Annotated in this window: 27 protein-coding genes and 4 tRNA genes; 16 read left to right on the forward strand and 15 right to left on the reverse strand. The window is 61.0% G+C overall.

The genetic code is table 11. The annotated features are described in order from the left end of the window. Window positions 1-293: transposase (locus QU481_RS20595; protein ID WP_289831887.1), on the forward strand; the 293-nt coding region annotated here is incomplete at its 5' end. Window positions 294-659: 366 nt separating this feature from the next. On the opposite strand, the gene QU481_RS20600 is transcribed toward QU481_RS20595, so the two are convergent. Next, window positions 660-1,289: a hypothetical protein gene (locus QU481_RS20600; protein WP_289831888.1), complete on the reverse strand. Its 630-nt coding sequence runs from the start codon at window positions 1,287-1,289 to the stop codon at window positions 660-662. 27 nt (window positions 1,290-1,316) lie between these two features. Beyond that, window positions 1,317-1,392 (reverse strand) — tRNA-Ala (locus QU481_RS20605). A gap of 318 nt (window positions 1,393-1,710) precedes the next feature. Here QU481_RS20605 and fdhD point away from each other — a divergent pair. From fdhD to QU481_RS20640, 7 genes are all read left to right on the forward strand, one after another. Next, window positions 1,711-2,427, forward strand: coding sequence for a formate dehydrogenase accessory sulfurtransferase FdhD (gene fdhD / locus QU481_RS20610; protein WP_289831889.1), 717 nt, complete (start codon window positions 1,711-1,713; stop codon window positions 2,425-2,427). A 144-nt stretch (window positions 2,428-2,571) separates the two neighbouring features. Further along, the gene (locus QU481_RS20615) at window positions 2,572-3,804 is read left to right on the forward strand and encodes an aspartate kinase (protein ID WP_289831890.1); all 1,233 of its coding nucleotides are present in this window, start codon (window positions 2,572-2,574) and stop codon (window positions 3,802-3,804) included. Window positions 3,805-3,855: 51 nt separating this feature from the next. After that, window positions 3,856-3,949: transfer RNA gene (locus QU481_RS20620), tRNA-Ser, on the forward strand. Window positions 3,950-3,956: 7 nt separating this feature from the next. Then, window positions 3,957-4,033 (forward strand) — tRNA-Arg (locus QU481_RS20625). A 6-nt stretch (window positions 4,034-4,039) separates the two neighbouring features. Next, window positions 4,040-4,114: transfer RNA gene (locus QU481_RS20630), tRNA-Glu, on the forward strand. Window positions 4,115-4,345: 231 nt separating this feature from the next. After that, window positions 4,346-4,765 carry a YbbD-related protein gene (locus QU481_RS20635; RefSeq protein WP_289831891.1) on the forward strand — a complete coding sequence of 140 codons (420 nt, stop codon included), beginning with the start codon at window positions 4,346-4,348 and terminating at the stop codon, window positions 4,763-4,765. Window positions 4,766-4,941: 176 nt separating this feature from the next. Beyond that, the gene (locus QU481_RS20640) at window positions 4,942-5,133 is read left to right on the forward strand and encodes a GNAT family N-acetyltransferase (protein ID WP_289831912.1); all 192 of its coding nucleotides are present in this window, start codon (window positions 4,942-4,944) and stop codon (window positions 5,131-5,133) included. Window positions 5,134-5,428: 295 nt separating this feature from the next. On the opposite strand, the gene QU481_RS20645 is transcribed toward QU481_RS20640, so the two are convergent. From QU481_RS20645 to gpmI, 8 genes are all read right to left on the reverse strand, one after another. Continuing rightward, the gene (locus QU481_RS20645) at window positions 5,429-5,917 is read right to left on the reverse strand and encodes a DUF456 domain-containing protein (protein WP_289831892.1); all 489 of its coding nucleotides are present in this window, start codon (window positions 5,915-5,917) and stop codon (window positions 5,429-5,431) included. Continuing rightward, a complete protein-coding gene (gene ppk1, locus QU481_RS20650; RefSeq protein WP_289831893.1) occupies window positions 5,917-7,971 on the reverse strand; it encodes a polyphosphate kinase 1 in 2,055 nt (684 codons plus the stop codon). The genes QU481_RS20645 and ppk1 overlap by 1 nt, the downstream gene beginning before the upstream one ends. A 67-nt stretch (window positions 7,972-8,038) precedes the next feature. After that, a complete protein-coding gene (locus QU481_RS20655) occupies window positions 8,039-8,314 on the reverse strand; it encodes an oxidative damage protection protein (RefSeq protein WP_289831894.1) in 276 nt (91 codons plus the stop codon). 79 nt (window positions 8,315-8,393) lie between these two features. Next, window positions 8,394-9,701, reverse strand: coding sequence for an amino-acid N-acetyltransferase (gene argA, locus QU481_RS20660; protein ID WP_289831895.1), 1,308 nt, complete (start codon window positions 9,699-9,701; stop codon window positions 8,394-8,396). Window positions 9,702-9,869: 168 nt separating this feature from the next. Then, window positions 9,870-10,259 (reverse strand): hypothetical protein, encoded by a 390-nt coding sequence (locus QU481_RS20665; RefSeq protein WP_289831896.1) that lies wholly within the window; start codon window positions 10,257-10,259, stop codon window positions 9,870-9,872. A 50-nt stretch (window positions 10,260-10,309) separates the two neighbouring features. Beyond that, the gene (locus QU481_RS20670; RefSeq protein ID WP_435382751.1) at window positions 10,310-11,725 is read right to left on the reverse strand and encodes a S41 family peptidase; all 1,416 of its coding nucleotides are present in this window, start codon (window positions 11,723-11,725) and stop codon (window positions 10,310-10,312) included. Between the two features lie 41 nt (window positions 11,726-11,766). Further along, on the reverse strand, window positions 11,767-13,029 hold the full coding sequence (locus QU481_RS20675) for a murein hydrolase activator EnvC family protein (RefSeq protein ID WP_289831898.1): 1,263 nt from the start codon (window positions 13,027-13,029) through the stop codon (window positions 11,767-11,769). 59 nt (window positions 13,030-13,088) lie between these two features. After that, window positions 13,089-14,609, reverse strand: coding sequence for a 2,3-bisphosphoglycerate-independent phosphoglycerate mutase (gene gpmI / locus QU481_RS20680; protein WP_289831899.1), 1,521 nt, complete (start codon window positions 14,607-14,609; stop codon window positions 13,089-13,091). A gap of 123 nt (window positions 14,610-14,732) precedes the next feature. On the opposite strand from gpmI, the gene QU481_RS20685 reads away from it, so the two are divergent. Continuing rightward, window positions 14,733-15,029 (forward strand): ArsR/SmtB family transcription factor, encoded by a 297-nt coding sequence (locus tag QU481_RS20685; RefSeq protein ID WP_289831900.1) that lies wholly within the window; start codon window positions 14,733-14,735, stop codon window positions 15,027-15,029. Here the strand turns inward: QU481_RS20685 and QU481_RS20690 are convergent. Both QU481_RS20690 and xseA read right to left on the reverse strand, forming a co-directional pair. After that, complete coding sequence (locus tag QU481_RS20690) at window positions 15,026-15,535, reverse strand: DUF4442 domain-containing protein (protein WP_289831901.1); 510 nt, start codon at window positions 15,533-15,535, stop codon at window positions 15,026-15,028. The two genes, QU481_RS20685 and QU481_RS20690, sit on opposite strands and share 4 nt — an antisense overlap. Before the next feature lie 74 nt (window positions 15,536-15,609). Beyond that, window positions 15,610-16,980 (reverse strand): exodeoxyribonuclease VII large subunit, encoded by a 1,371-nt coding sequence (gene xseA, locus QU481_RS20695; RefSeq protein ID WP_289831902.1) that lies wholly within the window; start codon window positions 16,978-16,980, stop codon window positions 15,610-15,612. Window positions 16,981-17,328: 348 nt separating this feature from the next. Here xseA and QU481_RS20700 point away from each other — a divergent pair, with 348 nt between their 5' ends. The 7 genes from QU481_RS20700 to trhA all read left to right on the forward strand — a co-directional run bounded on the left by QU481_RS20700 (window position 17,329) and on the right by trhA (window position 22,025). Beyond that, window positions 17,329-17,952 carry a MotA/TolQ/ExbB proton channel family protein gene (locus tag QU481_RS20700; protein ID WP_289831903.1) on the forward strand — a complete coding sequence of 208 codons (624 nt, stop codon included), beginning with the start codon at window positions 17,329-17,331 and terminating at the stop codon, window positions 17,950-17,952. 10 nt (window positions 17,953-17,962) lie between these two features. After that, window positions 17,963-18,382: an ExbD/TolR family protein gene (locus tag QU481_RS20705; protein ID WP_289831904.1), complete on the forward strand. Its 420-nt coding sequence runs from the start codon at window positions 17,963-17,965 to the stop codon at window positions 18,380-18,382. Continuing rightward, window positions 18,379-19,395, forward strand: coding sequence for a tetraacyldisaccharide 4'-kinase (gene lpxK / locus QU481_RS20710; RefSeq protein WP_289831905.1), 1,017 nt, complete (start codon window positions 18,379-18,381; stop codon window positions 19,393-19,395). Before QU481_RS20705 ends, lpxK begins: the two co-directional genes overlap by 4 nt. Beyond that, a complete protein-coding gene (locus tag QU481_RS20715; protein ID WP_289831906.1) occupies window positions 19,385-19,567 on the forward strand; it encodes a Trm112 family protein in 183 nt (60 codons plus the stop codon). The genes lpxK and QU481_RS20715 overlap by 11 nt, the downstream gene beginning before the upstream one ends. After that, on the forward strand, window positions 19,564-20,331 hold the full coding sequence (kdsB, locus tag QU481_RS20720) for a 3-deoxy-manno-octulosonate cytidylyltransferase (protein WP_289831907.1): 768 nt from the start codon (window positions 19,564-19,566) through the stop codon (window positions 20,329-20,331). Before QU481_RS20715 ends, kdsB begins: the two co-directional genes overlap by 4 nt. Before the next feature lie 43 nt (window positions 20,332-20,374). Further along, entirely contained in the window at window positions 20,375-21,031 is a 657-nt protein-coding gene (gene adk / locus QU481_RS20725; protein WP_289831908.1) for an adenylate kinase, read from the forward strand. A gap of 379 nt (window positions 21,032-21,410) precedes the next feature. Beyond that, window positions 21,411-22,025 carry a PAQR family membrane homeostasis protein TrhA gene (gene trhA, locus QU481_RS20730; RefSeq protein ID WP_289831909.1) on the forward strand — a complete coding sequence of 205 codons (615 nt, stop codon included), beginning with the start codon at window positions 21,411-21,413 and terminating at the stop codon, window positions 22,023-22,025. A gap of 66 nt (window positions 22,026-22,091) precedes the next feature. Here trhA and QU481_RS20735 read toward each other — a convergent pair whose 3' ends face one another. From QU481_RS20735 to QU481_RS20745, 3 genes are all read right to left on the reverse strand, one after another. Further along, entirely contained in the window at window positions 22,092-22,994 is a 903-nt protein-coding gene (locus QU481_RS20735) for a DMT family transporter (protein ID WP_289831910.1), read from the reverse strand. A 201-nt stretch (window positions 22,995-23,195) separates the two neighbouring features. Further along, entirely contained in the window at window positions 23,196-23,486 is a 291-nt protein-coding gene (locus QU481_RS20740; RefSeq protein WP_289831911.1) for a YMGG-like glycine zipper-containing protein, read from the reverse strand. Window positions 23,487-23,759: 273 nt separating this feature from the next. Beyond that, window positions 23,760-24,779 carry an IS110 family RNA-guided transposase gene (locus QU481_RS20745; RefSeq protein ID WP_289828201.1) on the reverse strand — a complete coding sequence of 340 codons (1,020 nt, stop codon included), beginning with the start codon at window positions 24,777-24,779 and terminating at the stop codon, window positions 23,760-23,762. Window positions 24,780-24,922: the final 143 nt, after the last annotated feature.

The following is a 24,922-nucleotide window of genomic DNA, read 5'->3' on the forward strand; positions in this document are numbered from 1 at the left end:
CCGGGGTGATGGATGAGGCGGAACACGACGTGCTGGCACACCTGGACTTCCCGGCGGCGCATCGGGTGAAGATTCACTCGACCAATACGCTGGAACGACTGAACAAGGAAATCAAACGCCGCGCCAATGTCGTCGGGATCTTCCCGAACGAGGGGAGCATTCGCCGGCTGATCGGTGCAGTGCTGATGGAACAGAACGAAGAATGGCAGCTGCAGCACCGTTACATGCCGCAGCACACCATGGCAGAGCCCGCAGAGGGCTTGCCTGACAACACCCAGCTACTGGGCGTGTAAACCTGGAAAACCGGACCGGAGTTCGTCCCTGAAATTTACTGTGCCGTTAAGCATTTCTTGACTGGGAATAAAGCATTACTAACCTTTCAGCTTGTAGCGTCATTTTGACCAGCTTTACAACGTGTACAAAATCAGCATGTTACAAAACACTGGAAGTGACATTACTAGTGAAAACCTTAGTAACTGGCCGATGAGTGCTTGCGTCAACGCCAAGGGGAGCCTGAATACAAGCAGTTCTTTATCTGGCCAGCCTCCTAGCTCCGCGGCCGACAACCATATCTTGGCCAATCGACGCTAGATAAAGCAATTCGTGGCCAAAAAAATCGGCCAGCAAATACCGGAAGTTTTTGCACAAAGTGGCTCAAGCTACCAGTAATTGGGGCGTTTGGGCTCTGGCGCATCCAGAATCGGGTCAGAAATCTGGATGAGCGGGTCCAGCCAGTCTGCCTTGGCACGTACCCAAGCCAACCACTCCATTTGCTCAACAGATAGCTCCCCGGCCAACTTGGCCGCGACCTCTGCCGCATCAGCAAACGCGCGTAGTCTGGCAGCTCGCTCCCAATCCGTAGCGGACGCTTCAACTTGCTTGAAGCGCTCCGCTTCATTGGCACGCCGTTTGGTCAGAAACTCGAAACGCGCAGTGGCGAGGCGATGCGCTTCTTTTCGTCGTGCGTCCTCCTGTTCTCTTGCGTGTTTTTCTTGAGCAAGGGCCAGAATGCCGCCGGCGACGCTCCCCAGGCGTTGTTCAAGCTGCGTTTTCGGGGTGTCGTTCCATGTTCGTGAAGGCGAGTGCCTCACCTGGATGGCCAAGTTTCCGGTGGGGGTGTAGTCGTACTCAGGGATGTTGGGGAAACGCCCCGAACCATCCCTGCGAGTGTGTTCCCAATACCGTTTGCGAGCACGCTCCTCCGCCGGGGTAATTTCATGGCGCGTTCTCAGGACCTGCTCGGTCAAAGCAAATTCAAGCGTGGTGCCAGTTTCATTCCATCGGAACATACACCACCTTGACGGACGCTATCAATTTGGTGGACCGGAGGAGGATCGAACTCCCGACCTTCGCATTGCGAACGCGACGCTCTCCCAGCTGAGCTACCGGCCCTGATCAATTTGAAAAAATTCTATCGACATGCCATATGCTTGGCAATCCTTCGTTGGCTATCGGTAAGGAGCGGGGCAGAAACCGTATGCGAGGCGGTTGATCATGGAGAGGTAGGGGGACATCAGGCATGGCACGGATGCATGAGCTTTCCGATGGTCAAGTTACTGAGCAGTACCAATTCGAGAATCAGGATTATCAATAGATGACTTTGCCAGACACCCCGGATGAAAGCCTTATCGAGTCCAGCCATTGCTTGCCGTTAGTGCAGTGGCGTGCCGGAGAAACACTGACCGACAGTCATGACTGGGTCGCAGACGAGTGTCCAGTGCGCTGGTATATAACGGTCTCGCACATACGGTGATGATGGCATCACCGCAGCAGCTTGGGGTATTTGCGCTTGGTTTCACCTTGGCTGAAGGCATAGCCAGGTCGGCTAGCGAGGTGTATGGCATCGAAGTCGTTGAGCGTCATGATGGCATTGAGGTACGCATTGAGTTGGCCAGCCGGGCGTTTGCCAATCTAAAGGAGCGCCGTCGCCAATTGGCCGGCCGTACGGGGTGTGGGCTTTGCGGGGTAGAGCAATTGGCCGAGGTACATCGTCCGATTGCGCCGCTGCCATTCGGTCAAAGTCTGACCATTGCTGCGCTTGATGCGGCGCTGACCGCTTTGCCGGCAGCGCAGAAGCTGTCGCGGTTGACCACCGGAGCTTGCCATGCTGCCGCGTGGGTGCTGGCGGACGGCACGCTGGCAGCCGTTAGTGAGGATGTCGGACGTCACGTTGCACTCGACAAACTGATCGGTTACCGGGCGCTAGAGGGGTGGTCGAACGGGGCTGCGTTGATCACCACCAGCCGGGCTAGTTTCGAGATGGTTCAAAAGGCAGCGCAGGTTGGCATCGAGATATTGTTGGCGGTATCAGCTCCGACTCAAATGGCGGTAAAAATGTCCAACGACTTGGGGATGACGTTGGTTGGTTTTGCCCGACCTGGTCGTGCCAATATTTACACTCATGCAGGACGGATCCACTGCGATTGAGCAGTCTGGTGGCACAAGCTTGCGGATCGATTTTGCAGTGCGAAAAAAAAGCAGCTTACTTGCGCTACATCGCCCTTGCATTTATGGCAAAGATATGAACAGAATCCCCATTCGATATTGTTCACATCCGTACAAGAAGCAAGCATGGCACTCATCGTACAGAAGTACGGCGGCACGTCGGTTGGCTCGACCGAGCGCATCAAGAACGTTGCCCGCCGCGTCGCCAAGTGGAAGGCGCAGGGTCACGACCTAGTCGTGGTCCTGTCCGCCATGAGCGGCGAAACCAACCGCCTGATCGCACTCGCCAAGGAGATGCAGGAATACCCGGATCCGCGCGAGCTCGACGTGATCGTCTCCACCGGCGAACAGGTGACCATCGGCCTATTGGCGATGGCGCTGAAGGAAATTGGCCTCGACGCCAAGAGCTACTGTGGCTGGCAGGTCAAGCTGACGACCGACTCCTCGCACACCAAGGCTCGTATCCAGACCATCGATGATGAAGCGATGCGCGCCGACCTGGCCGAAGGCAAAGTCGTCATCGTCGCCGGCTTCCAGGGCGTCGACGAGCTTGGCGCCATCACCACGCTTGGCCGTGGCGGTTCAGATACCTCTGCCGTGGCGCTGGCCGCAGCGTTGAAGGCCGACGAATGCCAGATCTACACCGACGTCGATGGTGTCTACACCACCGACCCGCGCGTGGTGCCGGAGGCGCGCCGTCTGAAGACGGTCACCTTCGAGGAAATGATCGAAATGGCGAGCCTCGGTTCGAAAGTGCTGCAAATCCGCTCGGTGGAATTCGCTGGCAAATACAAAGTGCGACTGCGCGTTCTGTCCAGTTTCGAGGACGAAGGTGAGGGCACGCTGATTACGTTTGAGGAAGACGAAAACATGGAAAAGGCCATTGTCGCCGGTATCGCATTCGACCGGAACGAGGCGCGCATCAACGTCAAGGGCGTTCCGGACAAGCCGGGCATCGCGTACCAGATTCTCGGCCCGATCGCCGACGCCAACATCGAAGTCGACATGATCATCCAGAATGTCGGCGAACACGGCACCACCGATTTCTCGTTCACCGTGCCGCGCGGCGAGTTCCAGCGTGCGCTGACCATCCTGCGCGATGTGCAGACCCACATCAGTGCTGCCAAGATTGATGCCGATGACAAGGTCGCCAAGCTGTCGATCGTCGGCGTGGGCATGCGCTCGCACTGCGGCATCGCCTCGACCATGTTCCGCACGCTGGCCGAAGAAGGCATCAACATCCAAATGATCTCCACCTCCGAGATCAAGGTGTCGGTGCTGGTCGACGAGAAGTACCTGGAACTGGCCGTACGTGTACTGCATAAAGCTTTCGGTTTGGATCAACAACCGGAAGCTTAAAAAAAGCTTGACGGGGCGAAGCGCTAAAAGTATTATGGCGCCTCGCTCGACGGAGAAATGGCCGAGTGGTCGAAGGCACTTCCCTGCTAAGGAAGCATACGGGCTTAAACCTGTATCGAGGGTTCGAATCCCTCTTTCTCCGCCAGCTAAACGCACCCGTAGCTCAGTTGGATAGAGTATCTGGCTACGAACCAGAGGGTCGGGCGTTCGAATCGCTCCGGGTGCGCCACAATCAGTCCCTATAGTTTAGCGGTTAGAACACCGCCCTTTCACGGCGGTAGCCGGGGTTCGATTCCCCGTGGGGACGCCAGTTATACCAAAAAGCGCTTGAGGAAACTCAAGCGCTTTTTGTTTTTCTGCCTGCGAAAATTTTTGGTTTTTTCGTCTCTTTTTCCGATTTTATTTTCCTGCCGCAGTTTGGCTATTTTCACTCTTTTGGGATTTTTGGCCGATGTCGGGTTGTGGCGGCTGTGAAATGGCCGAGTTCGACCAATACTTAAGTCGGGCCGTTTGAAGACCCAAACGGCAAGGGGAGAATGGAATGCGCCATCTTGCACGATGCATCGGTGTGGCCGGGCTGCTGGCGCTGCTGGCGGGCTGCTCGGACCGCCAGGACAACCATTACGCCAGCTACGAGGAAGCCAAGTCGGTCGGTGCGGTTGAGCACGGCTGGGTACCTGACTGGCTGCCGGCTGACACTGGTGAGATCGACGAGGCACACGACATCGACACCAATCGCAGCATGGTGCGATTTGCCTTGCCAGACAACAAGACGCTGGCCTTGCCGCTCGATTGCGTCTCCACGCTTCCAGGGAAGCTGAATAAGCCGTTTGATACCGCGTCGTGGTGGCCGGCGGTGCTGCCTTCGCCGGGCGATACGGTGCATCACTATTACCGCTGCGTTGATGAGGGCCAGGTTGCGGTAGATGAGCTGCACGGTCTCGGCTACGTTTGGCAGTAGCCTCTACATGTCGCTTGGGCGGTGTTGTTAAAGAGCCCCTCAGTTATCGTCCCTGCTATTGAGTGAGTGTAATGACAGGATGATGGTGGCGGCCGATCACGGATGGTGTGAGAGCCTATTCACGGCATCTGCTCTTGCCACGGTGTGGTGCATAGCTGTTTGGTGGGGGGGCAGAGCTGGCCGGTTTCGTGATCCTGGATGGGCTGGGACAGACGTGCCCGGAGCTTGACTGGTTGATCGTCGCGAAGCCCTATCAGGGGTACGGCGTGGCGCAGGCGCTGATGAAGACTGCGTTGGCTTGTATCGCTCCCGACAAGCCAATCCAGCTCGGAGTGATCTACTACAACGAGCGCGCGCAGCGTTTCTAGCGCCGCTATGGCCTTGAAGATACCGGGTGGCGGTCAGGAGTCATCTGAGCCCACACAAGCGGATGATCCGGCCTGGAGGGTCGTCGACATGGCCCGAGGCTTGACTGCAGAAAGGGCGCCCATGGGGCTAATGCCGTTCACTTAAGCCGTTCAGTCCGGTTTTTAGCTTCGAAGAACGCTTGGAAGTAACAAAAAAGCACCGTTTTTCCACCTTGGTGGGCGGTGCTTTTTCCTTAAGTGAACGGCATTAGCCCATGGGGCGCCCTTTTCAGTTCGGTGGGCCTATGAAATTCGGCTACAGGAACCAGGCCAGTGTCACGGCGGCGAGCATCGCGAATGCGCAGCCGATCTTGGCGATGGTACCAACGATGAAGCCGATGAAGGTGCCGAGGCCGACTTTGCCGGCCTGGTAGATATCCCGGCGAGCGCTGAACTCGCCGAAGGCCGCGCCGAGCAGGGGGCCTAGCAGCACGCCGGGAAGACCGAAGAACAGCCCGACCAGGCTTCCGGCGAAGGCGCCCCACAGTGCATGACGGCTAGCTCCGGTGGCCTTGGCGCCGAGCAGGCCGGCGAAGCCGTCGATCAAGAGGCCGATACAGGTTAATACTGCCAGTATTACCAGGGTGAGGGGGCCGAGGTGCTGGAAGTTGTCGATCCACGCTGCCAGCACAAAGCCACCGAGCATCAGTGGCAGGCCGGGCAGTGCGGGAAACACCGTTCCGGCTAGGCCAACGAGCACGAGCGCTGCGGCGCCGGTATAGCCGGCAATGTCAGTCAGTGGCATTAGTGAGTGTACTCGGCGAGCAGAGTTTCCTGCGCCGAGCGCTCGCGTCCCCGCGAGGTTCTGCGCCGGTAGCTGCCGTCGGCTTGCATCTCCCAGGCGTTGACGTTGTCATCGAGATAGAGGCGCAGCCCTTCCTTGATCATCCGGCGCTTCAGCTTCGGGTCGCGGATTGGCGTGCAGGTCTCGATGCGGCGGAAGAAGTTGCGCCCCATCCAGTCGGCACTGGCGATGTACAAATCTTCCTTCTTGTCGTTGAGGAAGTAGAACACCCTAGTGTGCTCAAGGAAGCGGCCGACGATGGAGCGTACCGTGATGTGCTCGGATAGCCCCGCCACGCCCGGCCGCAGTGCGCAGACGCCGCGCACGATCAGCTGGATCTTCACCCCGGCTTGGCTGGCGCGGTACAGCGCCTGGATCACCTGAGGTTCCAGCAGCGCATTCATCTTGGCGATGATCTGCGCCGGCCGTCCGGCCTGGGCGTGCTCGATCTCACGCTCGATCGAGTCCATCACCATACCGTGCAGGGTGAATGGGCTCTGCGACAGCAGATTGAGCTTACCGGCGCGTCCGAGGCCGGTAAGCTGGATGAAAATGTCGTTGACGTCGTTGGCCAGTTCCTCGTTGCAGGTCATCAGGCCGAAGTCGGTATAGAGCCGCGCAGTGCGCGGGTGGTAGTTGCCTGTGCCCAGGTGCACATAGCGGCGCAGCTGGCCTTCTTCGCGGCGCACCACCATCAGCATCTTGGCGTGCACCTTGTAGCCGAACACACCGTACACCACGTGGGCGCCAGCGTCCTCCAGTTGCGATGCCCAGCTGATGTTGGCCTCCTCGTCGAAGCGGGCCATCAACTCCACCACTACCGTTACCTGTTTACCGGCGCGCGCTGCGTCGACCAGAGCATCCATCAGTACCGAGTCGGTGCCGGTACGGTAGACGGTCATCTTGATCGCTACGACGTGTGGGTCGGTGGCGGCCAAGTGCAGCAGGTCGATCACGGGCTGGAACGACTGGTATGGATGATGCAGCAGCAGGTCACCCTGACGCAGTGCTTCGAACAGGTTGATCTTCTTTTCCAGTTGCGGCGGCTGGGTGGGCTGGAATGGCAGGAATTTCAACTCTGGCCGGTCGACCAGATCGGGGACCTGCATCAGGCGCACCAGATTGACCGGGCCGTCGACGCGGAACAGTTCATCTCGGCTCAGGTTGAACTGGGTGAGCAGGAAGTCTTCCATGTGCGCCGGGCAGGTGTCGGCCACCTCAAGGCGTACTGCTTCGCCGAATTGGCGGTGGCGCAGTTCACCCTGCAGTGCGGTGCGCAGGTTCTTCAGGTCTTCTTCTTCCACCGTCAGTTCGCTGTTGCGGGTGACGCGGAACTGGTAGCAGCCCTTCACCGTCATGCCGAGGAACAATTCGTGCACGTGCGAATGGAGGATCGATGACAGGAACACGAAGCCGTGCTGGCCGCCGACCAGTTCGGATGGCAGCTTGATTACGCGTGGCAGGATGCGCGGCGCCTGGACGATGGCGATGCCGGATTGGCGACCGAATGCATCGCGGCCTTCCAGTTCGACGGCGAAATTGAGCGACTTGTTCAGTAACTTAGGGAATGGGTGCGAGGGGTCGAGGCCGATGGGGGTCAGGACCGGCATCAGCTCGCGGAAGAAGTAGCCGCGGATCCATTCGCGCTGCTCTGGTGTCCATTCCGAACGGCGTAGGAAAACGATCCCTTCCTCGCGAAGTGCCGGCAGCAGTACCTCGCGCAAAACGCCATACTGAGCCCGGACCAGCTCGTGCGCTGCGCGAGTCACCTTGTCCAGCGTTTGCTTGGGCGTGGCGCCGTCGGGCAGGATGCGGGTAGGGGTGAGCTGGTCGGTCTCCTTCAGCCAGGCAACGCGCACCTCGAAGAATTCGTCGAGGTTGGACGAGACGATGCAGAGGAACTTCAGTCTCTCCAGAAGCGGTAGAGATTCGTCCTCGGCCTGGGCCAGGACGCGGCGATTGAATTCGAGTAGACCAAGTTCACGGTTAAGCAGCAGATCGTGCGGTTGGAGCATACGGAGTAGGCGTTCCTGCGGTGATCGAGACAAAAAAGCCCTCTTGGCGAGGGCTGGTGGTGCGGGGTTATTGGCCGGTTGGCGGTACGTAGCCGGCTGGCGTATCAGCGCCTTGACCGAAGAAGTACGCTTCCAGTTGCTGCGTCAGGTATTGACGCGCGCGCGGGTCGGCCAAGCTCAGGCGGTTCTCGTTGATCAGCATGGTTTGGTACTTCAGCCAACCTTGCCAGGCTTCTTTCGAGACGTTCTCGTACAGGCGTTTGCCCAGTTCGCCCGGCAGCGGGGCGAAGTCCATGCCTTCGGCCTCGCGGCCGAGCTTCACACAGTTAACCATGTGGGTCATCGGAGTGGTTCCTTGCTCAAATCTAATCGAATACTAACGGCCAATTGTGTCACATAGGTGAGGACGAGGCCATAAGCTCTCACAGCGGCTTGACGAACACCTTGGAGCGGCGCTGATAGTTGTAGAGGCGTTGCCGGGTCAGCGGCAGATGGCTGATTTGCGCCTCGGTGAAGCCGCGTTCGAGGAACCAGTGTGCGGTCTGGGTGGTGAGAACGAACAGCGAGGCAATGCCGCGGGTACGAGCCTGATACTCGACGTGGCGCAGCAGCATCTCGCCATAGCCGGAGTCGCGTTTTTCCGGCGAGACAGCCAGGCAGGCTAGCTCGGCCATCGGTGCGTCCTCAAAGGTGTGCATCGCCACGCAGCCATACACCTTGCCATCGTGTTCCAGCACCGAGTAGTTGTTGATGTCCATTTCCAGGTGTTCGAGGCTGCGCTTGACCAGAATGCCGCTTTCCTCCAGAGGCCGAATCAGCGCCAGGATGTCGCCGATGTCCTCCATGCTGGCGGTACGCACCTTGACCAGCGGGTCGCGCGCCACCATGGTGCCGGCGCCGCCATGGGTGAACAGCTCAGCGAGCAGGGCGCCGTCTTCGTTGCCGTTGATCAGGTGGGCGCGCGGCACGCCGTCGCGTGTAGCGCGGATCGCGCAGGGCAGATAGGCGCCCACGTCGTCAGGCTGCGTACTGTTTGCCAGTAGTTCCTCGGCCTGCTGGGCGGTCAGCGTGCTGATGCGGCCACCATCGTTGTTGGTGGCGCCAGGGCCGCAGACAAAGAAGATCAGCTTTTCGGCCTTCAGGGTGATGGCGACATGGGTGGCGACATCCTCCATGGCCAGATTGAAAGCTTCGCCGGTCAACGAATAGCCGATTGGCGATAACAGGACCAGTTCGCCTGCTTCGAGGCGTTGACGAACGCCGGCGTCGTCGAGCTTGCGCAACTGGCCGGTATATTGCATGTCGATGCCGTCGATCACGCCGAGTGGCTGAGCGGTCAAGTAATTGCCGCCGGCCACGCGCAGGTGCGCGCCGTGCATCGATGAGTTGGGCATGCCCATCGACAGGGCTGCTTCGATATCGTGGCGCACGGCGCCGTTGGCCTGTTTGACGATTTCCAGCGTGGCGAAATCGGTGACGCGGCGCTGGCGGTGGAAAAGGCGGGCGAGCCCGCGTAGCTTCAACATCGATTCGATCTGCGGTCGGGCGCCGTGTACCAGTACGATGCGCACGCCCAGGCTGGTGAGCACGTTGATGTCCTGCGCCAGGCTGGCAAAGTGGCCGCTGTCCACGGTTTCGCCGTTGATCGCGATCACCATGGTGCGGCTGCGGAAGGTGTTGATGTACGGGGTAGCTTCGCGGAATGAAAGGACGAATTCGCGAGTCAGCATGCAAGCGCTCCTGCCTGCGGCGCCGCCGGTCGGGCGCATGGACGACCAGTTGGGCGACGCCAAGTAAACGGGTTATTTCAAACCCGGAAGCGTAGCAGGAAAGACCGTCGAATGGCAGCCGGATGGCCCTTGCTGCATGGGTTACTGCACTTCGCTGGGAAGGGGGCGTCAGCGATACAGTCGCCACTCCTCTGGAGTCTCGTCCCGATCACCGTGCTGATGGTGTTGGTAGAGGGTGCTGAACGCCGCGCGGCTCCTGTCTGGGGCTGCCGGTTCGGTGAGGTTGTGCAGCTGCACGTCCTCGCCGTAAGCGATTAGCGCCAGCCGCCAGCGCGACCAGCTATGCCGGTCGAGTTCGAAGCCGGCAGAGTGCAGCCGCTGTAACACTTCGGTGAGGGTGTGTTCGGGTAGGGTGTAACTGACCAGTAGGCGTCGATACGGCGGGAGGGCGAGCGCTGTGAGACCGGGCTCGTCATGTAACAAGCGCGCGGCAGGCTCTGTGTCCTGCGCGCGCGCCAAGTGCAGTGTGCGGCATTTGAAGCGTTCCGGATCCAACATGGCATCACCCCGCTGAGAAGGGCGCCATGCCGGCCTCGGAGGCGCCTCTATCAGCCTTTCTTCAGCAGTATTTGCTGGACCTTGAGGATATTCAAGGCCTGGCCGAGCTGGTAGTCGGTGGCGGGGTTCGGCTCACGCGGGCCGAGCGGATTGGCTTGGTCCTTGTCATTGCCCTTGTCGCTACCGTCCGGCACTGCTTTCTGTACCGGTGGCTCGATCACCTTGCTCGGCTTGCTGTCCGGCTTGTCGTTACCGTTTGGATTGGACAGGTGGTTCTCAAGATCGGCTTCGCGGATGCGCAGTCCCTGCTGGGCACTGGTCAGCTTGGCATCTTCGATCTGGACGTCCGGAGTGATGCCCTTGGCCTGGATCGAGCGGCCACTAGGCGTGAAGTAGCGCGCGGTGGTCAGTTTGATGCCACCGTTGTTGGCCAGCGGCAGGATGGACTGCACCGAGCCCTTGCCGAAAGTCTGCGTGCCGACGATCAGCGCTCGCTTGTGATCCTGCAGTGCACCGGACACGATCTCGGACGCCGAGGCGGTGCCACCGTTCACGAGTATCACCAGCGGCACGGACTTGATATCGGCCGGCAATACCTTGTTCGGGTCGGATTCCCCTGGGCGCAGGTAATTCTGGGTGTCGGCGGTCAAGTGCATCTTGGCGTCCGGAGCGCGGCCCTCGGTGTACACCACCAGTTGATCTTTCGGCAAGAACACCGAGGATACGCCTACAGCCCCGTTGAGCAGGCCGCCCGGGTCGTCGCGCAGGTCGAGAATGATGCCCTTGAGCGGGGCCTTGTTCTGCTTGAGCAGGGTCTGGATGCCCTGAATCAGGTTCTCGACCGTGTGTTCCTGGAACTGAGCGATGCGCAGGTAGCCGTAGTTTGGCTCGAGCAACTTGAAGCGCACGCTCTTGGTCTTGATGATGGCGCGGGTCAGTGTCAGCACCAACGGTTTGGTCTCGGTCTTGCGAGCGATGGTCAGCGTGACCTTGCTACCGGGCTTGCCACGCATCTTCTTCACCGCATCGGTCAGTGATAGGCCTCGTACCGGGGTGTCGTCAATTTTGACGATCAGGTCGCCGCTCTTTACGCCGGCCCGCTGTGCCGGGGTGTCCTCGATCGGCGCGATCACCTTCACCAGACCATCTTCGGCGCCAATTTCGAGGCCTAGGCCGCCAAACTCGCCTTGGGTGCCTTCTTTGAGTTCCTTGAAGGCTTCCGGGTCTAGGTAGTCGGAGTGCGGATCGAGGCCGGAGAGCATGCCCTTGATCGCGTCGTTGATCAGCTTCTTGTCTTCGACAGGTTCAACGTAGTCCTGCTTGATGCGGCCGAACACTTCGGCGAAGGTGCGCAGCTCATTCAGCGGCAGCGGACCGGTCACATCTTTGTCGGCGAGAGCCTGCAGGCTCAGGGTGAAGACGCCGCCTGCCAGCGCACCGGCGCAAAGCAGGGTCAGTTTTTTGATGCGTTGATTGCTGATTGCCACAAAGTTCTCCGAGAGGACGGCTAGCGGGCCCAGGCCAGCGGGTTGACTGGTCGTCCCATGTAACGGATTTCAAAGTACAGCCCGGATTCGCCGCTGTCCAGCGCCCCGGTGTTACCGATGGTATCGCCGGCCTTGAGGCTGGCGCCCACGCTACGGCTCAAGCCGGACAGGCCGGTATACACGGTCATGTAACCGCCGCCGTGGTCGACGATGACCGCGTTGCCGAAGCCGCGCAAGACGTCGGCATAGACAACCTGGCCATCGGCCACCGCGCGTACCGGCTGGCCGGCAGGACTCTTGATGAATACGCCTTTCCAGGTAGTCCCTTCATCGCGTGGCGTGCCGAAACGTCCAGTCAGTGTACCCGCCACCGGCAGTTTCATCTTGCCCTGTAGGCTTCTGAAGGCGCGTCCCGAGGCGTTGGTATCGGCGGCTTCATCGATGCGCTGATCCGGCTGCTGTACCTTGACCGGCTGGCGGGCTTCCTTCGGCACCGGCTTACCCTGCTTCTTGGCCTGCTCGGCCAACTTGCGGCGTCGTTCGTTTTCCTTCTTGGCCGCCTGCTGGGCGGCCAGCAGGCGCGCCTTGCGTGCCTCGGCAGCTTTGCGCTCTGCCTCGCGGCGACGGGCTTCGATTTGCCGCTGGATCTCAGCAATCAAGTTAGTTAGACGCTTCTCGCTCGCTTTCAGTTCGGTGAGCTTCTGTTGCTGCCCCTGGATCTGCGTCGCGATCTGCTGGGCCTGCACTTGTTGCTGCGCCTTGGTGTTTTCCAGCTGGTCCTTTTCCTGGCTCTTGTTATCCGACAGCGCCTCCAGTCGACCCAGCTCCGCTTGCAGGCGTTGCTCCAGAGCCTCCAGTTCGGCTTGCTGATCTTTCAGCGAGGCGACTAGTTGGGTCTGTGCGCGGGCTATGTGCTTATAGTAGGTGAGGTCGCGGGCGCTCTGATTCGGATCGTCCGCGTTCAGCATCAGGCTCATGGCGTCATGCTGGCCGCGGCTGTATTGGCTGACCAGCATCTTGTTGACCCGGGAGCGGGTGTCGGCGACCTTGGCACGGGTAGCGGCGAGCTTTGCGCGTAGATCTTCCAGCTGACGCTGGGATGAACTCTGTTTTTTCTCGAGCGTGGCAATCGCCTGGTTGGTTGCCTTGAGCGCCTGTTCCGATTGCTGGATGGCGCTTTGCGCCTCCTTGTGGACGGCCTCTTTCTGGGCGATGTCCTTTTGGACGCTGTCGATCTGCTTGCGCACTGCGCTCAGATCTTGCTGATGCGGGGCGGTGCTCAATGGCGGCTCCGGCGCCGCAAGGGCGGCGCCGGAAACCAGGAGGAGGGCGAGAAACGGTTTCACTGAAAGTCGATCAACGATTCACCAGTCATTTCATCGGGCTTGGGCAGCCCCATCATCGCCAGTAGTGACGGTGAGATGTCTTTCAGGGCACCGTCCGGGCGGATCTTGGCCTTGCGGCCAATATACAGGAACGGTACCACGTCCAGTGTGTGCTGCGTATGCGGTTGGTGATTGGCTGCGTCGAACATGCGCTCGCAGTTGCCATGATCGGCAGTGATCAGCACTTCTCCCCCCGCTTGTTGCATTGCGGCGACACAGCGACCCACGCAGGCGTCGAGCGTTTCGACTGCCTTGACTGCCGCCTCGAACACGCCGGTGTGGCCAACCATGTCGCCGTTGGCGTAGTTGCAGACAATGGCGTGGTACTGACCGCTGTGGATTGCATCGACGATGCGGTCGGTGACCTCGGGAGCGCTCATCTCAGGCTTCAGGTCGTAGGTGGCGACCTTCGGCGACTGTACCAGAATACGTGTTTCGCCCGGGTATTCCTGTTCCTCGCCACCGTTGAAGAAGTAGGTGACATGAGGGTATTTCTCAGTCTCGGCGATACGCAACTGCTTGAGGCCCAGGCGCGACAGATATTCGCCGAAGCCGTTGACCAGCTTTTGCGGCGGGTAGGCGACCGGGTTGATATAACTGGCGCCGTAGGAGGTGAGGGTGGCGAAGTAACCCAACTGCGGCCGCCGTGCAGTAAAGGCGTTGAAATACGGGCCGGTCAGTGCGGTAGTCAGTTCGCGGGCGCGGTCGGCACGGTAGTTCATGAATACAACCACGTCGCCGTCTTCGATCGGGCTGCGCGAGCCGATCACGGTGGGCTTGACGAATTCGTCGGTTTCGCCGCGTTCATACGCCAGGTTCAGGGCATCCAGGCCGCTAACCGCACGGTACTCGGCCTCGCCGTCAACCACTAGGCGGTAGACCGGCTCGACGCGCTCCCAGCGCAGGTCGCGATCAAGGCCCCAGTAGCGACCCGATACCGTGGCCAGTCGCGCGCCGGGGTTGTCAACGCAAACCGCGTCCAGGCGTTTGAGATACAATTCCGCGCTCTTGGGTGGGGTGTCGCGACCGTCGAGAAATGCATGTATCCTAATGTGTTCCACGCCGTTTTGGTGGGCGGCGCGGATCAGGGCGTGGAAATGGTTTTCATGGCTGTGAACGCCGCCATCCGACAGCAGACCCATCAGGTGCAGGGTGCGACCCTTGGCGCGTTTGATCGCTTCGGCGATCACCGGGTTGCTGGCAAAGGTGCCGACCGCGATGTCGTTGTCGATGCGGGTAATGTCCTGCCTTACCACTCGGCCTGCGCCGATGTTAAGGTGGCCGACTTCCGAGTTGCCAAACTGACCGCCGGGGAGACCGACGGCGCTTTCGGACGCATCGATCGTTCCATAGGCGTAATCCAGGCGCAGTTTGTCCAGATTGGGCGTCTTGGCATGCAAAATGGCGTTGTCCTCGCCGTCGACGCGATGACCGACGCCGTCGAGAATCAGCAGCAGAACCGGGGTGATGGGTGACATGATGGGCACTATCGGAATATTAGAAATTCTTGATGTTTAAGCTCATTACAATTAGTATTGTAACCATAAACAGAGCCGTTTAATCGGCCGAACGATAGAAACTCAGGGAAACGGGAGTACATCTTGCTGTTCAACGATGACCAAATCGAACAGACGTCGCGTGCCATGAAGGCGATGTCTCATCCTTTGCGCCTCAAGATCATTTCGGTGTTGGGTGACCAGGAAGTGAGCGTGCAGGACATTGTCGACAAGGTCGGCACCTCACAAAGCAATATTTCCCAGCACCTCGCGATCATGCGTGACAAGGGGGTGCTGCGTACTCGCAAGGATGCCAACCGCGTCTACTATCGGGTCGGCGATATCCGCACCCTCGAAGTGCTGAAGATGATGCGCGAAGTATTCTGTGGTTTCAGCGACTAGGCCGTTCCGGCCTCGTCTCTCAGCGCCCCGGCGGCGGCTTCGGCTGCTCCGGGGCGTTTCTGTTTCTTGCGGACGTATAGCGTCTTGTGCACACGGGCGACCACTTCGCCTTGTTCGTCCACCACCGCTACCTGCAACTGAGGCAGGTACTTGTCGCCATTGGCGGTGTTGGCTCGGATTGCTGCCAGCGTGGCCTCGTCTAGCGTGAAGCGTGCGCTGACCGTGCCACGGCCAGGTTTCAGGTAGTCGATGCTGCCGTTTTTATCCCAGACGATGTAGTCGCGACCGAGGTTCTGCATCAGCATCAGCATGAAGAACGGATCGGTCATTGAATACAGGCTACCGCCGAAGTGCACGCCGACATAGTTGCGATTGCCTAAACGCAGTTTCAGCGCGACGGTGATATCGCGCCAGTCGGACGAGATGGCGCGCACTCGGATGCCGGCGCCGAGAAATGGCGGCCACAGGTTGATCAGGAGGCGGGCAAGGCGCGGGGTCAGCTTCATGATAATTCAAACGATTGTTTGATTTTCGCATGGTGCGGCCGCCCCGCGTACTTGTCAAGAAAGGCCAGTCGTTCTCAGAACGGCAATTCGGCCTGGATCTGTGTTGCGGTCTGCGGCGGGTCGATGATCGCCTCGGTCTGCCCTTCGGCCAGGCGCAGTGTCACCCGCTCGCCGCGCACGACTTCATACGGCGCTTTAACTGCCCGGCCATCGGCCTTTTGGACGATCGCGTAGCCGCGCGCCAGCACCGCGTTGGGATTCAGCGCAGTCAGTGTGCCTTCGCAACGGGCTAAGCGGCGCTGGCACTCGGCGAGTAGCCGCGCCATGCTGCGATCGAGTCGCTCACCGAGTTGGTCGAGCTGCCGGTGCTGGCTGCCTAGGTCGGGAAAGAGCCGCGCGAGACGGGCCTCGGTGCTGGCGAGGCGGCGGTTACTGCCGTCCAGGATGGCGCGTATGCGGCTCTGTAGGCGGTGTTCGGCCAGCTTCAGCGTATCGCGCTGCCGTGCCAGCCGTTCGCCAGGATGCACCAGCCGGCGGCTGAGGAAATCAAGTTGCTGGGCCTTGTCGGTCATCAGCCGCGACAGGGCTCTCTCCAGCTGGCGCTGCACCTGGTCAACACGCTGCAGTAGCTGCTCGCGGCTCGGCGAGACCAGCTCGGCGGCGGCGGTCGGCGTCGGGGCGCGCCGGTCGGCGACGAAGTCGCAGATGGTGAAGTCGGTTTCGTGGCCGACGCCGCTGACGACCGGGATGCGACAGTCGGCGACGGCGCGCGCCACGACTTCTTCGTTGAACGCCCACAGGTCCTCGATGCTGCCGCCGCCGCGGCAGACGATCAGCACGTCGACTTCGCTGCGTGCACTGGCTTGGCGGATCGCTGCGGCGATTTGTTGCTCGGCCCCCAGGCCTTGTACTGGGGTGGGGTAGAGGATCAGCGGGATGCTGGGCATGCGGCGGTGCAGCGTCGACACCACGTCGCGCAGTGCGGCGGCGGCGGGCGAGGTGACGATGCCGATCGCACGCGGGTGGGATGGCAGCGCTCGCTTGCGCTCGGCGGCGAACAGCCCCTCGGCCTCAAGCTTGGCCTTCAGCTTCTCGAATGCCTCGTAGAGCCGGCCTAGGCCGGCGCTGCGCAAGGTCTCTACATTGATCTGAAATTCGCCGCGCGCTTCATACAGCGTGACTTGGCCGCGCAGCTCCACCTGCATGCCCTCGCGTGGCTTGGCGGCGAGACGTGTGAGGGCGTTGCGGAACATCACGCAGCGCACCTGGGCGCTGCCGTCCTTCAGCGAAAAATAGGCGTGCCCGGAGGCGGCCAGTGTCAGGTTTGAGATCTCGCCGCTGATCCACACAGGAGGGACGCCGAGTTCGAGCAGTTCGCGTGCCAGCCGGTTCAGGGCGGAGACGCTGATCACATCGTCGGGGGGGGGCGAAGGAGAAAAAATCATTCTTGTCAAGTCATCCACAGGGCAGTCGCCCGGAAAGGGGCAACGCCGATTGTCTTACATAATGGCTGGTCGAAATTGGGTTTTGGTGGTCAATGTGCTGATTTTAAAGGGATTTGTAAGGTGGTGCATTTTCTGGGCGGCACCAGCGCAAGCCTTGATTCTTCGGGATTTGTCCCACTTTTGAGCTTCCTATCCACAAAGTTATCCACAGCTTTTGTGGATGTCTGGAACTTTCCTTTTAAAAATCGTGACTTAGCGTCGGCGCTGTTTGTTGCGTCGTCACAGTTGCAGAAGAACATTGCAACGGGCTAAAGTTTAACGTTTGCAATTCCCTGGGAGAAAGCCCAAGTGTGGTCAATCATTGAGGCGGCCGGCTGGCCGATCTGGGCCATCATCGTTGCTTCTATCGTCTCGCTGGCGATCATCTTCGAACGGCTCTACAGTCTGCGCGCCTCGCTGATCGCTCCGTCAGGCCTGCTGCGGGAGACGGTGCAGGAATATCATGCCACCGGTGCTGCGCCGGCGCTGCTCGACAAACTGGGTCGCCATTCCCCCCTCGGCCTGCTGTTTGCCGCCGGCCTGCGCAATGTCGGTGGCTCGCGCGAGGTGATGAAGGAGGCGATCGAGGACGAGGGGCGCGTGATCGCGCACGGTCTGGAGCGTTTTCTCACCACGCTTGGTACCATTGCTGCGATGGCGCCGCTGTTGGGCTTGCTTGGCACCGTGATCGGCATGATCGAGATCTTCGGCTCGCAGTCGCCGGGTGGCACCGACCCGCGCGTGCTGGCTCACGGCATCTCGGTGGCGCTCTACAACACGGCTTTCGGCCTGATCGTCGCCATTCCCAGCATGATGTTCTACCGGCACTTCCGCGCTAAGGTCGATTCGTTGCTGGTCGACATGGAAATGCAGGCGGTGAAGCTGGTGGAGGTGGTGCATGGCGAGCGCCAGAACGGCAACGGCCATCACTGAGAGCGCAATCATGAACTTTCGCCGAGGTCGCGGCCGCGACGAGCCGGAAATCAACTTCATCCCGCTGATCGACGTGCTGCTGGTGATCCTGATCTTCCTGATGGTCACCACCACCTATTCGCGCTTTTCCGAGATGCAGATCAACCTGCCGGTCGCGGCCGGGGAGACGCCGCAGCCGAAGAGCACGCAGATCAACGTCGCGCTGGCAGCCGACGGCAAGCTCGCCATCGGCGACAAGAAGCTGCCCGATGCACATCGCGCCACGCTAGTGGCGGCGCTGAAGGCCGCCGCTGACGGCAAGCCCTCGCCGGTGGTGGTGATCAACGCCGACGGTAAGGCGACTCACCAGTCGGTGGTGAACGTGATGGAGGCGTCGCGCGAGGCGGGGCTGACCCAGCTGACCTTCGCTACTCAGATGGAGACGCCGTGAGCGGCCGAATAGAACGCCACTGGTACCGCCCCAAACCCTGGCTTACAGCCCTGCTGGCCCCGCTGGCAGGGCTGTTTGCGCTGTTGGCGACGCTGCGTCGTTGCCTGTTCCAGTCCGGAGTGCTGAGGGTTCATAAGGTGGCGCGGCCGGTGGTGGTGATCGGTAACATCAACGTCGGAGGCGTCGGTAAGACTCCGTTGACCCAGTCGCTGATCGCCCGTTTCGCCGAGGAAGGCGTCAAGGTCGGGGTGGTCAGCCGTGGTTACGGTGGCGACCATGTTCGGCCAACCCTGGTTGGGCCCGAGCACACGCCGGCGCAGGTTGGCGATGAGCCGTTGCTGATCGCCGCCACCAGCGTGCCGGTAGTGGTTGGGCGCGACCGGGTGGCGGCCGCCGAGGCGCTGATCGCCGCGCATCCCGAGCTCGACCTGATCCTGTCTGACGACGGCCTGCAGCACTACCGCTTGGGGCGCGATCTCGAGGTGGTGGTGGTGGACGGTGCGCGCGGCTTTGGTAACGGTTGCCTGCTGCCGAACGGACCGCTGCGGGAGCCTCCGGGTAGGCTGCGCCGGGCCGACGCGCTGGTGATCAACGGCGCCGGCTGCGCGACGTTGGCCGAACGTTTGCCGGACGAGCTACCAAAATTCGTGATGCGTCTCGCCCCTGAACGTTTCGTGGCATTGGCCGACCCGAGTGCCACTCGCCGCGCCGCTGACTTCGCCGGCGAGAAGGTTGTCGCGCTGGCCGGCATCGGCCATCCGGAGCGCTTCTTCGCCACGCTGGCCTCGCTCGGCATCGAGCCTGCCCGCACGCTGGCATTCCCCGACCACCATGCCTTCGTGCCGGGCGACATCCCGCAGGATGCCGATGCTGTGCTGGTCACAGCCAAGGACGCGGTCAAACTGCGCGCGGTCAATCATGCTAAACTCTGGGTCCTGCCGGTAGCCGCGCGCGTTGAGCCGGATCTGGCCGGCTGGATCCTCCGCACACTGAAGATTCCCCATGGACGCTAAATTTCTCGACATCTTGGTCTGCCCGATCTGCAAGGGCCCGCTGGTCTACAACAAGGCGCAGCAGGAGCTGATCTGCAAGGGCGACCGCCTGGCCTATCCGATCCGCGACGGCATCCCGATGATGCTGGAGAGCGAGGCGCGCGAGCTGGCCCCCGAGGAAGAGGTGAAATGACCGGCTTCACGGTGGTGATCCCGGCGCGGCTCGCTTCGACGCGCCTGCCGGGTAAGCCGCTGGCCGATCTTGCCGGCAAGCCGATGGTGGTGCGGGTGGCCGAGCAGGCTGCCAAGAGCGCAGCACGCCGCGTCGTCGTGGCCACCGACCACGAAGACATCTTGGCCGCCTGCGCCGCGCATGGTGTCGAAGCGGTGCTGACTCGCGTCGATCACGCCAGCGGCACCGATCGCCTGGCCGAAGTGGCCGAGCATCTGGCGCTGCCGGCCGACGAGATCGTCGTCAATGTGCAGGGCGACGAGCCCTTGATCGACCCGGCATTGATCGACCGGGTGGCCCAACTGCTCGCCGACAGTAGCGCACCGATGGCGACCGCTGCGCATCCCATCGCGGATGCGAAAGAATTCTTCAATCCGAACGTGGTGAAGGTGGTGTGCAACGCCGCCAGCCACGCGCTGTATTTCAGCCGGGCGCCGCTGCCGTGGGCCCGCGACGCATTCGCTCACGATGCGAGCGCGCTGCCGGCAGGCCTACCGGCGCTGCGGCACATCGGCCTGTACGCCTACCGTGCCGGCTTCCTGTCGACCTATGCGCAGCTGGCGCCGTCGCCGCTCGAACAGTTCGAAGCGCTCGAGCAGCTGCGCGTGCTGTGGCACGGCCACGCCATCGCGGTGGCCGAAGTCGCCGAAGCGCCGGCCGCCGGCGTCGACACCCCGGAAGACCTGGAACGGGTGCGCGCGGTGCTGGCTGCGCGACCGGCCTGATACGAATAACGACACTGTCCCATCCTTGCTATCTGGAGAACCCATGAAACTGATCCTGTTGGGCGCACCGGGCGCCGGCAAAGGCACCCAGGCCAATTTCATCAAAGAAAAATACGGTATCCCGCAAATCTCCACCGGCGACATGCTGCGCGCCGCGGTGAAGGCCGGCACCCCGCTGGGCCTGGAGGCCAAGGCGATCATGGACGCCGGTGGCCTGGTGCGTGACGACATCATCATCGGCCTGGTGAAAGAGCGTATCGCCGAGTCCGATTGCGCCAACGGTTTCCTGTTCGACGGCTTCCCGCGCACCATTCCGCAGGCCGAGGCGATGAAGGAAGCGGGCGTGGCGATCGATTTCGTGGTCGAGATCGACGTGCCGGACGAAGTGATCGTCGATCGCATGTCCGGTCGCCGCGCCCACCTGCCGTCGGGCCGCACTTACCACGTCAAGTACAACCCACCGAAAGTGGAAGGCAAGGATGATGTGACCGGGGAGGATCTGGTGCAGCGCGACGACGACAAGGAAGAAACCGTCAAGAAGCGTCTGGCCGTCTACCACGAGCAGACCGAGGTGCTGGTTGGCTACTACGCCAAGCAGGCCGAGGCCGGTGACGCCACCGCGCCTAAGTACGTGAAGGTCAACGGCACGCAAGCGGTGGAAACTGTGCGCGACCAGGTATTCGCGGCACTGGGCGCCTGAGCGTTCGGCCAATCTTGGTTGCCTAAAAGGGCGGGAGCAATCCCGCCCTTTTTGCGTCTGGCGCCGGCATCGCTGCGGCCGTGGGCAGGCTACATGGGGGGGCGGGTGCGTCACAAAATCGATACAGAGAGGCCCAACATGCTGCGTCGCAGCGGAGTACAGTGGCGCTTTAAAGCATGTTGAGCGCCATTTCAATGAGGATTCACCCTCATACATCAGACCGTGCACAGGCTTTTTGCATGAATGGGACAAGTGCGACGTGTTGCGTCATGGTTTTGACGATAGGCGCCATGACGGGAACCATGAAGAGCTGCTGCCGCCTATTCTGCCAATAACAACGCATCCGCCTGAGCGACACCCACGCGGCTAGGAGAACAATATGTACTATGGTGAACGCTTCAACGGTGTGTCGCATCTGGCCGGCACGATCCTTTCGGTGGTTGCGCTGGTCGCGCTGATCTGGTCGGCCAGCGTGCAGGGAGACCCGTGGAAGATCGTCAGCTTCACACTGTACGGCTCCACGCTGGTGGTGCTCTATCTGATTTCGACGCTGTACCACAGTGTGAAGGGGCGGGCGAAGGCGGTCCTGCAGAAGTTCGACCACTCGGCGATCTACCTGTTGATTGCCGGCAGCTACACGCCGTACTGCCTGGTGACGCTGCGCGGTCCGTGGGGCTGGACGCTGTTCGGCATCTCGTGGGGGCTGGCGCTGTTCGGCATCATCCAGGAGGTGACGCTGGGGCGGCGTACCCGCGTCTTGTCGATGATCCTTTACGTGATGATGGGCTGGCTGGTGCTGGTGGCGATCAAGCCGCTGGTCACCACCTTGTCGACGCCAGGGCTGGTGTGGCTCGCCGCCGGCGGCATCATTTACAGCATCGGCATCTACTGGTTTCTCAATGACGAGAAGATCCGACACGGCCATGGCATCTGGCATCTGTTCGTATTGGGCGGCAGCTTGTGCCAGTTCATCAGCGTATTTTGGTTTGTTTGACGGTTGACCAGTGTGATGTAAAACGGCGCCCTGCGGGGCGCCGTTTTTATTGGCGATGCAGTCGGTTTAGCGTGGCCGGATCAGTGTCGCCCGGCCAAGGGGCAGCTTCTGCAGGGTCAGTCCGCCCAGGATCAGAGCAAGGCCCGCTAGCGTCGACATATAGATCGGCTCGCCGATGATCAGGTGGATCAGGGCGAGAGACAGGATGGGCGACAGGAAGATCAGATTGGCGATCTTGGCGGTGCTGTCGGTCAGCTTCATCGCAGTCAGCCACAGCACGAAGGTGAAGCCCATTTCCAGCGCGCCGACGTAGGCGGCGCCGGCGATCCCCTGCCAGGCGACCGGGTGCAGCTGGTCGGTGAATGCGCACCACAGCAGGATCATTGGCAGCGCGAAACTGAAGTTCTGCGCCAGCGCCAGCACCGGCTCGCGAGTGTCCCGGGTATTGAAGATCCAGTAACACGCCCACAGCACCGTCGATGCCAGCGCAAACACCACGCCATGCGCGTTCGAGAATGACATCCCCAGCACATTGCCGCGGGTACCGATCACCAGCACACCCAGATAGCAGACCAACGCCGCCAGGGCATCGCGCACCGCCAGGGCCTGGCGCAACAGTGGCACTGCCAGGAGCGTCATCGTCAGCGCCCAGGTGTAGTTGATCGCCTGGGCTTCCTGTGCCGGTAGCAGGGCATAGGCCTGGAACAAGATCAGATAGTAGACGAAGGGGTTGATCGCTCCGAGCGTCAATGAACGACGCCAGTACCGGACCAAGCCGGAAGTGTAGTCGCCGAGCCGGCGCTGGCAGGCGAGGATGGCCAGCAACGCTATAAGCGACGCTGCACTGGCGTACAACACCAATTGGGCCGGGCTCAGGTGTTGTAGGCTGATCTTGAACGCGGTGGCCACGGTCGACCAGGCGAGCACGGCGGCAAGGCCGAAGGCATAGGCGCGGGATTGGCGCGTCACGAACGGGCTCCTGGAGAAAGCCTCCATTCTAGCGACATGATTCTGTGCTGACGAGCGATTGGCGATTGCTGCCAATCGAATGATGGACAATAAAACGCCACGAACCAATAGAGAAGCCCGGTCGTGGCGGAGCGCGTCAGTCATGACGCGAAGAAGAGGGGGATATTCGGAGCGGCCAGAGGGCGCTCGGTTTGTTCAGCCTCAATAGCGCCAGTCGTTATGGTGGTAGTGCCCACCATGGTGATGATGCCAATGGTGGTGGTGCCAGTGTTCGTCGCGGCCTTCCTGGCCGTAATCGTGACCGATTGCAGCTCCGGTGGCGCCACCCAGCGCGCCGCCGAGGATGGCGCCGTCGCGACCGCCGACCGATTCACCTATCGCTGCGCCGGCTGCGCCACCGAGCGCACCACCCAGCAGGGTCGAACCGTCAGCAAACGCCGGGCCGCCCAGACTCAACAGCAGAACACCGGTTATCAGCAGTTGCCGTTTCATGATGGCCTTATATGGACGCCTCCCGGCTTGGCAAGCGATGTTCGATGCGGGCTTCGAGATCTGGCTGCAGACTTATATCCGGCCTTTATTGCAGACTCGGAGTCTGCTGGCCCTGATGGAATTCGCAGGGGAAGGCCTCATCTCCTTGGAGTCCTCGAAGGACTGGCCATCATTCAGGCTTACTTCCCCACGGTCCGACCTGTTCTGCCATCAAGCGCACATCAACCTGCGCAACCTTTCAGCGATCCACCTCCTAAAGGGTTCGTTAATCTTTTACGCGGCCTTGGCCACGTAGTCCGTTTGATACGTCCGGCCATGGGCCAACAGCGCCCAGATCGTTCGTGCCATCTTGTTGGCCAGCGCTACCACCGCCGCATTGAACGGTCGTCGCGCCAGCAACTGGTCCAGCCAGGGATCGCGCACCTTCTGATGCGTCGCCACTGCCCTGGCGCCATGAATCAGCAGCGTGCGCAGATACACATCACCGCGCTTGCTGATCCCCAGCAACTTCACTCGCCCGCCGGTGCCGCTCTGGCGTGGCACCAGGCCGAGGAAGGCGGCAAACTCGCGCCCAGACTTGAATGTCTTGGCATCCCCAATCATTGCTACCGCCGCTGTTGCGGTGAGCAAGCCGACACCCGGAATGGCCATCAGTCGTTTGGCTGCTTCATCTTCCTTCTTCCACACCGCCAGCTTGTGCTCAAGCTCGGCGATGTCTTGGCCCAATGTCTCAATTCGCTGTAGTTGGCTACGGATCGCTTCGATCACCATCACTGGCAACGTGTCTTCCAGCCGCGCAAGCTCATCAGGAATCCGCTCCAGCGCCTTGTGTCGCCCCTTTGGCAGCTCGGCTCCGAACTCGTACAACAGCCCGTGTAGCTGGTTAGTCTGCATCGTCCGCATCTTCACCAACTGCTCGCGCATCCGGTGCAACATCAGCACGCTTTGCTGGCCTTCGCTCTTGAGCGCGACGAACTTCATCCCTGGCCGCTGCGCCGCTTCCCAGATCGCCTGCGCATCGGCTGCGTCGGTCTTGTTGCTCTTCACGAACGGACGGACGAACTGCCCGGGAATCAGCCTGACCTCATGCCCAAGCTCCTGGAACAGCCGGCCCCAGTAGTGCGCACTGCCGCAGGCCTCCATCGCGATCACCGACGTTTCCCGGTTGGCGAAGAACTCGTTCAGTTGCGCCCGTTTCACTTGCCGGCGGCAGATTTCACCGGTAGCGGTATCCACCCAATGCAGTTGGAAAACCCGCTTTGCCAGGTCCAGACCGAATGTCGTAATCTTCATATCGAGCCCTCCTTACCGTTTGTGGTTGTTGCTACACCACCACTTTGGCACTTTAGATGCCGTCAGGTATTGCGAGGGCTCCTGTCGTTCTGCAGACCGCCGTCGTCACCTTCGGGCAGGAGGGAGGCGTCCATTACATCTCC

The sequence above is a fragment of the Crenobacter oryzisoli genome, assembly GCF_030385785.1.
In the GTDB taxonomy this organism is placed as follows: domain Bacteria; phylum Pseudomonadota; class Gammaproteobacteria; order Burkholderiales; family Chromobacteriaceae; genus Crenobacter_A; species Crenobacter_A oryzisoli.